The sequence below is a fragment of the Pseudomonas sp. GW704-F2 genome (assembly GCF_059423025.1).
Genome location: NZ_JBWKXO010000004.1, coordinates 145,152 through 158,795, shown reverse-complemented (window position 1 = coordinate 158,795; position 13,644 = coordinate 145,152). Strand labels below are relative to the sequence as shown.

The following is a 13,644-nucleotide window of genomic DNA, read 5'->3' as shown; positions in this document are numbered from 1 at the left end:
GGCCGAGTCTAGGGGCGTGGCGGATATGGCATCTTGATTTGCGTCAACGGGGAGCGGCGCTATGCCACATGGCCTTTTAGTGGCCCATTAGCCAGTGCTGATGGGGGCCGGGCAAGGTCCAGATACCGAACAGAATTACCAGCACACCGCCGGCGGTACGCACACTGCGTTTGCGCAACAATGCCGTGACGCGTTCGGCGGCCAGCCCGGTCGCCAGCAGCACTGGCCAGGTACCCAGGCCGAACGCCAGCATCAGCACCGCACTGTCCAGCGCATTGCCTTGGCTGGCGGCCCACAGCAGGGTGCTGTAGACCAACCCGCACGGCAACCAGCCCCACAGCGCGCCCAACAGCAGGGCGCGGGGCAGGCTGGACACCGGCAGCAAACGGTTGGCAACCGGCTGGATGTGCCGCCACAGGCCGCGACCGAGGCTTTCGATGCGGGTGAGGCCGCTCCACCAGCCGGCCAGGTACAGGCCCATGCTGATCAGCAGCAGGCCGGCCAGCACGCGCATGAACATCGCCGCCGGGCTGTTGGCCACGGCCCAGCCGGCCAGGCCAAGCAGCAGGCCGGCGGTGGCGTAGCTGAGGATGCGCCCCAGGTTGTACGCGAGCAGCAGGCGGAACCTGCGGCTGCGTTGTTCCTTGGGGATCGCCAGCGTCAGCGCACCCATCAGGCCGCCGCACATGCCCAGGCAATGGCCGCCCCCCAGCAGGCCAAGGATCAGCGCGGAGACCAGCAGCGGCGCCAGATCAAGCATGGGGCGGATCTTTCGGGTCGGCCGGGGGCTCGGGGCTGTTGGCCTCGTCGACGGCGGCCAGGTGGTTTGGGTCCTGATCGTCGAACAGCACGCTGTGGGCCGGGCCGTCGAGGTCGTCGTACTGGCCGCTGTCCACCGCCCAGAAGAAGATGTAGATGGCGATGGCCACAATCAGCAGCGCCGCCGGAATCATCACGTATAAAGCTGGCATCTGCACTCCATGCCCGCGCGGCTCAAGCCGGCAACGGGCGGGTTACTGAGAGGGTGCTGGCGGTCGGCGCGCTCGGCAGGCGAGTCAGGCGCAGGGCGTTGAGCACCACGGTCAACGAACTGAGGGACATGCCGACCGCGGCCCAGATCGGCGTGATCCAGCCGAGCGCGGCAAACGGCAGCATAAGGCCATTGTACAGCCCGGCCCACAGCAGATTCTCCATGATCACCCGACGGGTGCGCCGCGCCAAGGTAAACGCTTGCACCAGGGCGTCGAGGCGGTTGGACAGCAGCACCGCGTCGGCGCTGGTTTTTGCCAGGTCGGTGGCCGAGCCCATGGCCACGCTGATATCGGCGGCGGCCAGCACCGGCACATCGTTCACCCCGTCGCCGAGCATCAGCACTTTGCGCCCTTCTTTGTGCAGTTGTTGCAGCACTTGCAGCTTGTCATCGGGGCGCAGGCCGCCGTGGGCTTCGTCGATGCCCAGTTCGGCGGCGACGCTGGCGACCATCGGCGAACTGTCGCCCGACAGCAGCAGCGTGCGCCAACCGCGTGCCTTGCAGGCCGCCAGCAGGGCCGGGGCGTCGCTGCGCAGGCGGTCATCCAGGACGAACCAGGCGAGGGCGCCGTCGCGGTCGCCCAACAGCAGCCATTGCCCGGCTTCATCCGGCGCGGCGGGGATCGGGCAGCCGCTGAGTTCACACACATAGCCCGGCTGGCCGATGCGCAGTTGACGTTCGCCCACCCAGCCTTCCAGGCCGAGGCCGGGGGCACTGAGCACTTCGTCGGCGGCCAGGGGCGCGCGCCCGAAGGCACGGGCGATCGGGTGTTCTGAGCGATTTTCCAGGGCGGCGGCGAGGCCCAGGCACTGGTCGCTGTTCAACGCTCCCAGTGGGCGGATCGCACGCAGCGCCAGGCGCCCTTCGGTGAGGGTGCCGGTCTTGTCGAAAATCACCGTGTCGATCTGGTTCAGGCCTTCCAGCACATGGCCGCGGGTCAGCAGCAGGCCGAGTTTGTGCAGGGTGCCGGTGGCGGCGGTCAGGGCGGTCGGCGTGGCCAGCGACAGCGCGCACGGGCAGGTCGCCACCAGCATTGCCAGGACGATCCAGAACGCCCGCGACGCGTCCAACTGCCACCACAACAAGCCGATCAGCACGGCGGCGACCAGCGAGCCGAGCAGGAACCACTGTGCGGCGCGATCGGCGATTTGCGCCAGGTGCGGTTTCTCGGCCTGGGCCCGCTCCAGCAGGCGCACGATGGCGGACAGGCGCGTGTCATGGCCCAGGGCGCGCACTTCGACGGTCAGCGCGCCCTCGACGTTGAGGGTGCCGGCCGTTACCGCATCGCCGACTTGACGCGGTTGCGGCAGGTATTCGCCGGTGAGCAGGGATTCGTCGATGCTCGACTGGCCGTCGAGAATCACCCCGTCCGCCGGCAGCACGGCACCGGGATGAACCAGCACGCGGTCGCCCAGGGCCAGCTCGGGGAGCAGGATGCGTTCGCTCTGGCCTTCAGCGTTCAAACGCAGGCATGAGGCAGGCAGCAGGTTGACCAACTGCGCGGTAGCGGCCGCCGTGCGTTCGCGGGCCCGCCGCTCCAGGTAGCGGCCGGCCAGCAGGAACAGCGCGAACATGCCCACTGCATCGAAATACAGTTCACCGACGCCGGTGATCGCGGTCCAGATGCCGGCCAGGTAAGCCCCGCCAATGGCCAGGGATACCGACACGTCCATGGTCAGGTGGCGGGTGCGCAGGTCGCGCATGGCGCCCTTGAAAAACGGCGCACAGCTGTAGAACACGATGGGCGTGGTCAGAAACATCGCGACCCAGCGCAGGATGACGTGCAGTTCGGCGCTGAGGTCGATATTGAATTCCGGCCAGGTGGCCATGGTCGCCATCATCGCCTGGAACCACAGCAACCCGGCAACGCCGAGTTGGCGCAAGGCCAGACGGTTTTCGCCGGCCAATTGCTCGGCGGCGCGATCTGCCTGATAGGGGTGGGCGGCGTAACCGATATGGCGCAGCTCACTGAGCAGTTGGCTCAGCGGCAGTTGCCCGTCGGCCCAGCGTACCTGCAGGCGATGGTTGGACAGGTTCAGGCGCGCCTCCGCCACGGCGGGCAGGCTGCGCAGGTGTTTTTCGATCAGCCAGCCACAGGCCGCGCAACTGATGCCTTCCATCAACAGCGTGGCTTCGGCCAGTTCGCCATCGTGGCGCACGAAGGGTTTTTGCACGTCGGCGCGGTCGTACAGCGCCAGTTCGTCGACCAATTGCACCGGCAGTGCCTCGGGGTTGGCCGAGGCTTCGCTGCGGTGCTGGTAATAGCTTTCCAACCCGCCCGCCACGATCGCTTCGGCCACGGCCTGGCAGCCCGGGCAGCAGAGTTCGCGGCGCTCGCCGAGGATCACGGCGGTGAAGCGGCTACCGGGTGGAACGGGCAGGGCGCAGTGGTAGCAGGGGGTTGGGGTGGTCATGGCGTTAGATCTTTGGTGGCGGGTAGGGCCTCATCGCGGGCAAGCCCGCTCCCACAGTGGATCGCGGTGTCCATGTGGGAGCGGGCTTGCCCGCGATGCGTGAAGCGCAGCCTGTTTACTTCTTCAGGTCTTCAGCACCCTGCAGCGGTTCATCCCCGAGCAGCAAGTCCTTGTCGTGGTTGACCTGTTCTTCTTCGAACAAGCGCCAGGTCCTGTCGCCTTCCACGCCGAGCAGTTCGACGAAGCGCCGACCTTCGACCTTGTCGGTGACCTGGCCGATGTAGCGACCGGGTTCGCTGTCGCTGCGGGCCAGGTTGATCTTGCGGTCCTTCTCGGGCTGAGTCGGCGAAATCAGGTTCAGTTCCAGGGTGCTCGGGTTGCTGTAGCCGGTGAGGTGCAGTTCGACTTCACCGGTCAGCTCATCCAGATGCACCTTGGCGCGCAGTTGCAGGGTCTGGGCCAGGCGTTCGCGGTCCAGGGAGCGGTTGATGCCTTTGCCGGCCTCGTAGTAGTTGTCGTTGACCAGGTTGTCCGGGTTGTTCACTGCAATGGTCACCATGGACAAGGTCAAGGTCACCGAGCAGGCCAGGATACCAATGATGATCCAGGGCCAGAGGTGCTTGTACCAGGGGCTTGCGGCAGTGGCTACGGGCATTGTTCAGCTCTCTCGTTAACGAACTTGTGGGCCGATGAATCGGCTCTTGGCTTCAATGTGGACGCTGGCGTCATCGGCATCCTTGAGGATGAATTTCACCTCGTTGGTGCTCGACGGCAATTGCTCCGGCGCACTCGACAGTTCGACCGGCATGCTGACGATGTCGCCGGCAGCCACCTTGATTTCGCGGCGGCCTTGCAGCTTGAGGTCCGGCAGCCCGGCAGCATCAAGCACATACGTGTGGTCGCGCTGGTCTTTGTTCATGATCTTCAGGCTGTAGACGTTCTCGATCCGTCCTTCAGCGTTTTCGCGGTACAGCACACGGTCTTTGCTGACGTCGAAACCCACCAGCGGACGCATGAAAAATGCCGTGGCCAACAGGCTCATCATCGCCAGCAATACCAGCGCATAGCCGATCAGGCGCGGACGCAGCTTGTGGGTTTTCTGCCCCGACAGGTTGTGCTCGGTGGTGTAGCTGATCAGGCCGCGCGGGTAATCCATCTTGTCCATGATGTTGTCGCAGGCGTCGATACACGCGGCGCAGCCGATGCATTCGATCTGCAGGCCATCGCGGATGTCGATGCCGGTCGGGCACACCTGCACGCACATTGTGCAATCGATGCAATCGCCGAGGCCCTGGGCCTTGTAGTCGGCGCCTTTTTTACGCGGGCCACGCACTTCGCCACGACGTGGGTCGTAGGAGACGATCAGGGTGTCTTTGTCGAACATCACGCTTTGGAAGCGCGCATAGGGGCACATGTAGATGCACACCTGTTCGCGCAGCCAGCCGGCGTTGCCGTAGGTGGCGAGCGTGAAGAAACCGACCCAGAAATACGACCAGCCATCGGCCTGGCCGGTGAAGAAGTCGAACACCAGTTCGCGGATCGGCGAGAAATAACCGACGAAGGTCATGCCGGTGACAAAACCGATCAGCAGCCACAGCGTGTGTTTGCTGAACTTGCGCAGGAACTTGTTGGCGCCCATCGGCGCCTTGTCCAGCTTGATGCGCTGGTTACGGTCGCCTTCGGTGACTTTTTCGCACCACATGAAGATCCACGTCCACACGCTTTGCGGGCAGGTATACCCGCACCAGATGCGCCCCGCGTACACCGTGATGAAGAACAGGCCGAAGGCCGCGACGATCAGGATGCCCGAGAGGAGGATGAAGTCCTGGGGCCAGAAGGTCGCACCGAAAATGAAGAACTTACGTTCCGGCAGGTCCCACCACACGGCCTGGTGACCACCCCAGTTCAGCCACACCGTGCCGAAGTAGAGCAGGAACAGACCGGCGCCGCCAAGCATGCGCAGGTTGCGGAACAGGCCCGTGAAGGCGCGGGTGTAGATTTTCTCTCGCGACGCGTAGAGGTCGACACCGTTGTTGGAGTTTTTGGCAGGTGGAGTAACGTCTTGTACCGGTATTTGCTTGCTCATCATTGCATCCCACGGCGGTGGAGATTTGCCTCGGCCAGTACGTGCCGGTCGGGGTCAAATGAAGGGTCTTGCAGTGGCGTAATGATACGCCCCCGATGACGCGCAAAGGGTGCGACCTTTGGTCGCGTTGGGGGAAATCAATTGATGGTGTAGGTGACGTGGATCAATTGACTTGTGAAGTATGGACGGTTTTTGCGCGTGGAGCGGTCATTCGTCCCATGGGTTAACCCATGAACCAGAGCAGTAGCGGCGATCAACGCATCGATTTCATTGGCCCGTATAGCTGCCAGAAAAAAGCCCCGCCAGTTTGTACTGTACGGGGCTTTTGTGTTTCTGATGAAGCTTACTGCTCTTGAGCCTTCTTATCCCCATGGGACAAGCTGTAAACATATGCGGCCAGCAAATGCACCTTGTCGTTCCCTTGCAGTAATTCCTGTGCAGGCATCTGGCCCTGGCGGCCGTAGCGGATGGTCTGCTGCAGTTGGGCGAAGCTTGAACCGTAGATGAACGCGCCCGGGTGAGTCAGGTCGGGTGCGCCCATGGCGGGTGTGCCTTTACCGGCCGGGCCGTGGCAGGCCACGCAGTTGGCGGCGAAGAGTTTCCCGCCGTTGGCCACGTCGGCCTTGGCGCCTTCCGGCAGTTTGCGGCCGTCAAGGTTGGTCACCACGAAGCCCGCCACGTCGGCCACGCCTTGTTCGCCGATGACTTCGGCCCAGGCCGGCATCACCGCGTGGCGGCCTTTCATGATGGTTTCCTTGATGGTCGCGGGCTCGCCGCCCCAGCGCCAGTCGGCGTCGGTCAGGTTGGGGAAGCCGTAGGCTCCCTTGGCGTCCGAACCGTGGCATACCGAGCAGTTGGAGGCAAACAGACGGCCGCCCATCTTCAGGGCTTGCGGGTCTTTGGCAACCTCCTCAATCGGCATCGCGGCGAATTTGGCGAAGATCGGCCCGAACTTGGCGTCCGACCTGGCCATTTCCTTTTCCCACTCATGCACGCCGGTCCAGCCGGTCTGGCCGTTGGCGAAGGCGGTCTGCTTGTCGTTGTCGAGGTAGTTGTAGCCCGGCAGCAGGCCTTTCCAATTGCCCAGGCCGGGGTATAGCACCAGGTAGCCGAGGGCGAAGACGATGGTGCCGACGAACAGCATGAACCACCATTTCGGCAGTGGGTTGTCGTACTCCTCGATACCGTCGAACGAGTGGCCGACGGTCTCGTCCGTTTGCTCGGCGCGCTGGCCCTTGCGGGTCGACAGCAGCAGCCAGGTCAGGGCGAAAATGGTACCCAGACTGAGGACTGTGACGTACAGACTCCAGAACGTAGTCATTCTTTGTTACTCCTAGAAGCTTGCTCGACGTGCTTGATGGCTTCGGGGTCATCCGCAAAGGGCAGCATGGTTGCGTCGTCAAACTCCGACTTGCGCTTGGGGCTGAACACCCACAGCGCCAGGCCGATAAAGGCCACCATCACGACAACGGTGCCCAGGCCACGAATCATCCCGATATCCATGAAGAATCACCGTTTGCTTTTGATGATGGTGCCAAGGCCTTGCAGGTAGGCCACCAATGCGTCCATTTCGGTCTTGCCCTTCACGGCTGCGGCTGCACCGGCGATGTCTTCGTCGGTGTAGGGCACGCCCAGGGTGCGCAAGACTTCCATCTTCTTCGCGGTGTCCTTGCCGTCGAGCTTGTTTTCCACGAGGAACGGGTACGCCGGCATTTTCGACTCAGGCACAACGTTGCGCGGGTTGTACAAGTGCGCGCGTTGCCAGTCATCGGAGTAGCGTCCGCCGACACGGGCCAGGTCCGGCCCGGTGCGCTTGGAACCCCACAGGAACGGGTGGTCCCACACGCTTTCACCGGCCACGGAGTAGTGGCCATAACGTTCGGTTTCGGCGCGGAACGGACGGATCATCTGCGAGTGGCAGCCGACACAGCCGTTGGCGATGTAGATGTCGCGGCCTTCCAGTTCAAGGGCGGTACGCGGTTTCATGCCTTCGACCGGCTTGTTGGTCACGTCCTGGAAGAACAGCGGAACGATCTGGGTCAGGCCGCCGATACTCACGGCGATGACCATGAAGAAGGCCAGCAGGCCGATATTCTTCTCGACTACTTCGTGCTTCATCAGTGGGCTCCCACAACGGCGATCTTGGCGGCGGCTTCGGCTTCTGCAGGGTCGGAGGCACGCACGGTGCGCCAGACGTTGTAGGCCATGAACAGCATGCCGGAGGCAAAGAACGCGCCGCCCAGGGCACGGACGATGTAGCCCGGGTGGCTGGCTTGCAGCGCTTCGACGAAGGAGTAGGTGAGGGTGCCGTCATCGTTGATCGCACGCCACATCAGGCCTTGGGTAATGCCGTTGACCCACATCGAGGCGATGTAGAGCACGGTGCCGATGGTGGCCAGCCAGAAGTGCGTATTGATCAACCCGACGCTGTGCATCTGCGCACGCCCGAAGATTTTCGGGATCATGTGGTACAGCGCGCCGATGGAGATCATCGCTACCCAGCCGAGCGCACCGGCGTGTACGTGGCCGATGGTCCAGTCGGTGTAGTGCGACAGCGAGTTGACGGTCTTGATCGCCATCATCGGCCCTTCGAAGGTCGACATGCCGTAGAACGCCAGCGAGACGACCAGGAAGCGCAGGATCGGGTCGGTGCGCAGCTTATGCCAGGCGCCCGAGAGGGTCATCATGCCGTTGATCATGCCGCCCCAGCTTGGCGCCAGCAGGATGATCGACATCGCCATGCCCAACGACTGTGCCCAATCCGGCAGCGCGGTGTAGTGCAGGTGGTGCGGACCGGCCCAGATGTACAGGGTGATCAGCGCCCAGAAGTGGACGATGGACAGACGGTAAGAGTAGATGGGACGTTCGGCCTGTTTCGGCACGAAGTAGTACATCATCCCCAGGAAACCGGTGGTGAGGAAGAACCCCACGGCGTTGTGGCCGTACCACCACTGGATCATCGCATCCGTCGCTCCGGCGTAGGCCGAATAGGACTTGAACAGGGTGACCGGCAACGACGCATGGTTGACGATGTGCAGCATCGCCGTCACCAGGATGAAGGCACCGTAGAACCAGTTACCCACATAGATGTGCTTGGTCTTGCGCTTGGCGATGGTGCCGAAGAACACCACCGCGTAGATCACCCAGACAATCGCGAGCAAAATGGCGATGGGCCATTCCAGCTCGGCGTATTCCTTGGTGGTGGTGTAGCCCAGCGGCAACGAGATGCCGGCCCCGACGATCACGGCTTGCCATCCCCAGAAGGTGAAGGCGGCGAGGCCGTCGGAAATCAGTCGCGTCTGGCAGGTTCGCTGCACGACATAGTAGGAGGTGGCAAATAATGCACATCCGCCGAAGGCGAAAATCACCAGGTTAGTGTGCAGCGGGCGTAGGCGGCCAAAGGTCGTCCATGGCAGGCCGAAATTCAATTCCGGCCAGACCAGTTGCGAGGCGATGAAGACCCCGAGCCCCATGCCAAGGATCCCCCAGACCACCGTCATGATGGCGAACTGGCGGACTACCTTATAGTTATAAGCAGTCGGACTGATTGCTGTGCTCATTCTAAGGTTCCACGGTTTAGGTTTTTTTATAGGTAAAAATCGGTCGCAAGTATGTAGAAACCGAGGTGCCATTGCAACGCAAGGGTGACCTGTGTCAATGCGTGCCACGCCAGATTCTGCGCCCTTTCCATGTTTGATGTAAGGACAAAATCCGAAATCAAAAACTGATCGATCGGACAGGAATTTTTGCGTGACGCGTCGACGGGTGACTCGCTGTGTGTCGACACGCTGCTGAAGCGATGAACGGTCAGTGGCACGACAGCCGGTCGCTGCCAGCCTTTGCGCCTGTCATCCCTGCAGAAGTGTGCAACCCAGCGCGTGCAAGTCGACCGTCGACCGGTCTGTACCGATCCGCTGTGCAGACAAGCGTAGACCCGAATGGCAGGAGGGGAAAGCAGTGCTTTGGAAGGGTGCGACACTTGGTCGCGTAGGAAGGTTGAGCTACCGCCCCCGGATCAGGGGCGGCAGTTCAGGGGTGGAGCGTTACTCTGCCTGGCGTTGCGGCGTTGCGCCGTCAGCGTTGTGGGAGAGGCTGTAAACATAAGCGGCCAGCAGGTGAACCTTGTCATTGCCTTGCAGCACTTCCTGCGCCGGCATCTGGCCTTGGCGGCCGTGGCGAATGGTTTGCTGCAACTGCGCCAGGCTGGTGCCGTAGATAAAGCCGCTTGGCGCGGTCAGGTTCGGCGCGCCCATGGTTTCGACACCGTGGCCTTGCGGACCGTGGCAGGCCACGCAGGTGGTGTTGAACGTGGCTTGGCCGGCGACCAGGTCGGCGCCGCTGTCGGCTGGCAGTGGCAGCTTGGCCAGGTCGTGACGCACATAGGCGGCGACGTTTTTCACACCGTCTTCGCCCAGCACTTCGCCCCAGGCCGGCATCGCCGCGTGGCGACCGCCCATGATGGTGGTCTTGATCGCCTCGGCGGAGCCGCCCCAGCGCCAGTTATTGTCCGCCAGGTTCGGGAAGCCATACGCGCCCTTGGCATCCGAGCCGTGGCACACCGCGCAGTTGGAGGCGAACAGGCGCCCGCCCATTTTCAGCGCTTGTGGGTCTTTAGCGACTTCTTCCACTGGCATGGCCGAGAATTTGGCGAAGATCGGCCCGAACTTGGCGTCGGCCTTGGCCATTTCCTTGTCCCATTCCTTGGTCGAGGTCCAGCCGCCTTCATAGCCCGGCAGGACGCCTTTCCAGTTGCCCAGGCCCGGGTAGAGGATCAAGTAGCCGACGGCGAACAGCAGGGTGCCGGCGAACAGCATGAACCACCACTGAGGCAGCGGGTTGTCGTATTCCTCAATGCCGTCGAAGGCGTGGCCCATGGTCTGGTCGACACTGCCCTTGGTCTCGCCCTTGCGGGTGCCGAACAGCAGCCAGGTCAGGCCGATCAGGCTGCCGATGGTCAGTACGCAGATCCATGTACTCCAGAAGGTAGTCATGGCCGATTGCTCCTTGTTGCAGGCGCTTCTTGAGCGTCGGATGGGGTGGCGGTGGGTTCGTCGGCAAACGGCAGCAGGCGTGCCTGCTCGAATTCCGCATTGCGTCGGTTGTTGAATACCCACAGCGAGAGGCCGATAAAGGCGATGGCGACGACTAGCGTGCCGAGGCCGCGGATGGTGCCCGCATCGAATTCAAATCCCATGGCTCACCTCTTGCTCTTGATGGCGGTGCCGAGGACTTGCAGGTACGAAACCAGCGCGTCGATCTCGGTCTTGCCCTTGAGGCTGGCCACTGCACCGTTGATGTCATCGTCGGTGTAGGGCACGCCAAGGGTACGCATCACTTTGAGCTTGGCTTCGGTGTGGCTGCTGTCGAGCGGTGCCGTCACCAGCCATGGGTAGGCCGGCATTTTCGACTCAGGCACTACGTTGCGCGGGTTGTACAAGTGCGCGCGGTGCCAGTCGTCCGAGTAGCGTGCGCCGACGCGCGCCAGGTCTGGCCCGGTACGCTTGGAGCCCCACAGGAACGGGTGATCCCAGACGCTTTCGCCCGCAACCGAGTAGTGCCCGTAGCGCTCGGTCTCGGCACGGAACGGACGGATCATCTGCGAGTGGCACTGTACGCAACCTTCGCGGATGTAGATGTCGCGGCCTTCCAGTTGCAGCGCGGTGTAGGGCTTCATGCCTTCCACCGGTTTGTTGGTCACGTCCTGGAAGAACAGCGGGACGATCTGGGTCAGGCCGCCGATGCTCACGGCAAGCACCATCAGCAGCATCAGCAGGCCGACGTTCTTTTCAATCGTTTCGTGTTTCATCACTGACTCCTCAGGCCGTCTGCGCGGCAGGGGTGGCTTCGACAGGTTGTGCCGAGCGCACGGTGCGCCATGTGTTGTAAGCCATCAGCAACATGCCGCTGAGGAACACCGCACCGCCCACCAGTCGCACGACGAAGCCAGGGTGGCTGGCCACCAGGGTTTCGACGAAGGAGTAGGTCAAGGTGCCGTCTTCGTTGATCGCACGCCACATCAGGCCCTGGGCGATGCCGTTGACCCACATCGAGGCGATGTAGAGCACGGTGCCGATGGTGGCCAGCCAGAAGTGCGCGTTGATCAGGCCGACGCTGTACATCTGCTCGCGGCCGAAGACTTTCGGGATCATGTGATACAGCGCGCCGATGGAGATCATCGCCACCCAGCCGAGCGCGCCGGCGTGTACGTGGCCGATGGTCCAGTCGGTGTAGTGCGACAGCGAGTTGACGGTCTTGATGGCCATCATCGGCCCTTCGAACGTCGACATGCCGTAGAACGCCAGCGAGACGACCAGGAAGCGCAGGATCGGGTCGCTGCGCAGCTTATGCCAGGCGCCCGAGAGGGTCATCATGCCGTTGATCATGCCGCCCCAGCTTGGTGCCAGCAGCACCAGGGACATCACCATGCCCAACGACTGTGCCCAGTCCGGCAACGCGGTGTAGTGCAGGTGGTGCGGACCGGCCCAGATGTACAGGGTGATCAGCGCCCAGAAGTGGACGATGGACAGGCGATAGGAATACACCGGACGTTCGGCTTGCTTGGGTACGAAGTAGTACATCATCCCGAGGAAGCCGGCAGTCAGGAAGAAACCCACTGCGTTATGCCCATACCACCACTGCACCATGGCATCCGTCGCACCGCCGTACAGCGAGTAGGACTTGGTCAGGCTGACCGGGATTTCCAGGTTGTTGACGATATGCAAGATTGCCACGGTGATGATGAACGCACCGAAGAACCAGTTACCGACATAGATGTGCTTGGTATTGCGCTTGGCCACAGTGCCGAAGAACACAATGGCATAAGCCACCCAGACGATAGTGATCAGGATGTCGATCGGCCATTCCAGCTCGGCGTATTCCTTGGAACTGGTGTAACCCAGTGGCAAGGTGATCGCTGCCAGGACAATGACCAGTTGCCAGCCCCAAAAGCAGAACTGCGCGACTTTCGGCGCGAACAGCTGGGTTTGGCAGGTGCGCTGCACCGAGTAGAAGGAGCTGGCAAACAGCGCACAACCCCCGAAGGCGAAGATCACCGCGTTGGTGTGCAGCGGGCGCAAGCGGCCGAAGCTGGTCCAAGGCAAGTCAAAGTTGAGTGCAGGCCACACCAATTGAGCCGCGAGAAAAACCCCGAGCCCCATGCCGACGATGCCCCACACCACCGTCATAATCGCGAATTGGCGGACCACCTTGTAGTTATAGGCGGTACTTAAAGTAGTGTTCATGGTTCCCCATCCACGGTTCAACCCAAGCAGATGCGACACTTGGGCTGGAGTTATAGGCAGACTAAAAAGCGAGGTAAGCATGGGCAAAGAGCACAAGGCCAGTATTGACGGGGATCAATGGGCACGGTGTGTGCAGGAGCATGGCTGGCTGTGGGATATCGCCTCGGGTGCGTCAGCGCATACGCCTGTGACGCTGATCCTGGCCCACGGTGCCGGCGCACCGATGGACTCATCTTTCATGAACGACATGGCTGCGCGCCTTGCCAGGCATGGCGTCAATGTGGTGCGCTTTGAGTTTCCCTACATGGCCCAGCGCCGGTTGGACGGGGGCAAGCGCCCGCCTAACCCGGCGCCGAAACTGCTGGAAAGCTGGCGCGAGGTGTATGCCGAGGTGCGACGCCATGCCGCTGGGAAACTGGCCATCGGTGGCAAGTCCATGGGCGGGCGCATGGCCAGTTTGCTCGCCGATGAATTGGAGGCCGATGCCTTGGTGTGCCTGGGCTATCCGTTCTATGCGGTGGGCAAGCCGGAAAAGCCGCGAGTCGCGCATTTGGCCGGGTTGAACACGCCGACATTGATTGTGCAGGGCGAACGCGATGCCTTGGGTAATCGAGCCGCGGTGCAGGGGTATGACTTGTCACCGAGCATCGAGGTGCTGTGGCTGGCGGCGGGGGATCATGATTTGAAACCGTTGAAGGCTTCAGGGTTCAGCCATGAGCAGCATTTGGAGGCGGCGGCGGTGCGAGTGGCTCAGTTTATCGGCGCCTGTTAGGGCCCTATCGGGGGCAAGCCCCCTCCCACATGAGGTGTACACGGTTAAATGTGGGGAGGAACAAGCCCTCTCCCACATTCGACTGCATTCCAAGGTGTGTA

Annotated in this window: 14 protein-coding genes; 1 reads left to right on the top strand and 13 read right to left on the bottom strand. The window is 62.4% G+C overall.

All coding sequences use genetic code 11. The features are described from left to right. Positions 1-76: 76 nt before the first annotated feature. From AC07W0_RS05335 to ccoN (AC07W0_RS05275), 13 genes are all read right to left on the bottom strand, one after another. Positions 77-760 carry a sulfite exporter TauE/SafE family protein gene (locus AC07W0_RS05335; RefSeq protein ID WP_017845252.1) on the bottom strand — a complete coding sequence of 228 codons (684 nt, stop codon included), beginning with the start codon at positions 758-760 and terminating at the stop codon, positions 77-79. Then, entirely contained in the window at positions 753-971 is a 219-nt protein-coding gene (gene ccoS, locus AC07W0_RS05330; RefSeq protein WP_057003824.1) for a cbb3-type cytochrome oxidase assembly protein CcoS, read from the bottom strand. The genes AC07W0_RS05335 and ccoS overlap by 8 nt, the downstream gene beginning before the upstream one ends. Before the next feature lie 22 nt (positions 972-993). Next, positions 994-3,444: a heavy metal translocating P-type ATPase gene (locus AC07W0_RS05325; protein WP_102617637.1), complete on the bottom strand. Its 2,451-nt coding sequence runs from the start codon at positions 3,442-3,444 to the stop codon at positions 994-996. Positions 3,445-3,559: 115 nt separating this feature from the next. Continuing rightward, complete coding sequence (locus tag AC07W0_RS05320) at positions 3,560-4,099, bottom strand: FixH family protein (protein WP_017845255.1); 540 nt, start codon at positions 4,097-4,099, stop codon at positions 3,560-3,562. Positions 4,100-4,114: 15 nt separating this feature from the next. Beyond that, the gene (gene ccoG / locus AC07W0_RS05315) at positions 4,115-5,530 is read right to left on the bottom strand and encodes a cytochrome c oxidase accessory protein CcoG (RefSeq protein ID WP_017845256.1); all 1,416 of its coding nucleotides are present in this window, start codon (positions 5,528-5,530) and stop codon (positions 4,115-4,117) included. A gap of 343 nt (positions 5,531-5,873) precedes the next feature. Then, positions 5,874-6,851, bottom strand: coding sequence for a cytochrome-c oxidase, cbb3-type subunit III (ccoP, locus tag AC07W0_RS05310; protein WP_017845257.1), 978 nt, complete (start codon positions 6,849-6,851; stop codon positions 5,874-5,876). After that, positions 6,848-7,033, bottom strand: a complete 186-nt coding sequence (locus tag AC07W0_RS05305) for a CcoQ/FixQ family Cbb3-type cytochrome c oxidase assembly chaperone (RefSeq protein ID WP_016775513.1) — start codon at positions 7,031-7,033, stop codon at positions 6,848-6,850. Before AC07W0_RS05305 ends, ccoP (AC07W0_RS05310) begins: the two co-directional genes overlap by 4 nt. Before the next feature lie 6 nt (positions 7,034-7,039). Further along, positions 7,040-7,648 carry a cytochrome-c oxidase, cbb3-type subunit II gene (gene ccoO, locus AC07W0_RS05300; protein ID WP_017845258.1) on the bottom strand — a complete coding sequence of 203 codons (609 nt, stop codon included), beginning with the start codon at positions 7,646-7,648 and terminating at the stop codon, positions 7,040-7,042. Beyond that, on the bottom strand, positions 7,648-9,090 hold the full coding sequence (ccoN, locus tag AC07W0_RS05295) for a cytochrome-c oxidase, cbb3-type subunit I (protein ID WP_017845259.1): 1,443 nt from the start codon (positions 9,088-9,090) through the stop codon (positions 7,648-7,650). Before ccoN (AC07W0_RS05295) ends, ccoO (AC07W0_RS05300) begins: the two co-directional genes overlap by 1 nt. 483 nt (positions 9,091-9,573) lie before the next feature. Continuing rightward, positions 9,574-10,521: a cytochrome-c oxidase, cbb3-type subunit III gene (gene ccoP / locus AC07W0_RS05290; protein WP_102617638.1), complete on the bottom strand. Its 948-nt coding sequence runs from the start codon at positions 10,519-10,521 to the stop codon at positions 9,574-9,576. Continuing rightward, a complete protein-coding gene (locus tag AC07W0_RS05285; RefSeq protein WP_017845261.1) occupies positions 10,518-10,724 on the bottom strand; it encodes a cbb3-type cytochrome oxidase subunit 3 in 207 nt (68 codons plus the stop codon). Before AC07W0_RS05285 ends, ccoP (AC07W0_RS05290) begins: the two co-directional genes overlap by 4 nt. A gap of 3 nt (positions 10,725-10,727) precedes the next feature. Further along, complete coding sequence (gene ccoO, locus AC07W0_RS05280; RefSeq protein WP_017845262.1) at positions 10,728-11,336, bottom strand: cytochrome-c oxidase, cbb3-type subunit II; 609 nt, start codon at positions 11,334-11,336, stop codon at positions 10,728-10,730. A gap of 10 nt (positions 11,337-11,346) precedes the next feature. Continuing rightward, positions 11,347-12,771 carry a cytochrome-c oxidase, cbb3-type subunit I gene (ccoN, locus tag AC07W0_RS05275; RefSeq protein WP_017845263.1) on the bottom strand — a complete coding sequence of 475 codons (1,425 nt, stop codon included), beginning with the start codon at positions 12,769-12,771 and terminating at the stop codon, positions 11,347-11,349. Positions 12,772-12,850: 79 nt separating this feature from the next. Here ccoN (AC07W0_RS05275) and AC07W0_RS05270 point away from each other — a divergent pair, with 79 nt between their 5' ends. Next, positions 12,851-13,543 (top strand): alpha/beta family hydrolase, encoded by a 693-nt coding sequence (locus AC07W0_RS05270; protein ID WP_017845264.1) that lies wholly within the window; start codon positions 12,851-12,853, stop codon positions 13,541-13,543. The last annotated feature ends 101 nt before the right edge of the window (positions 13,544-13,644 follow it).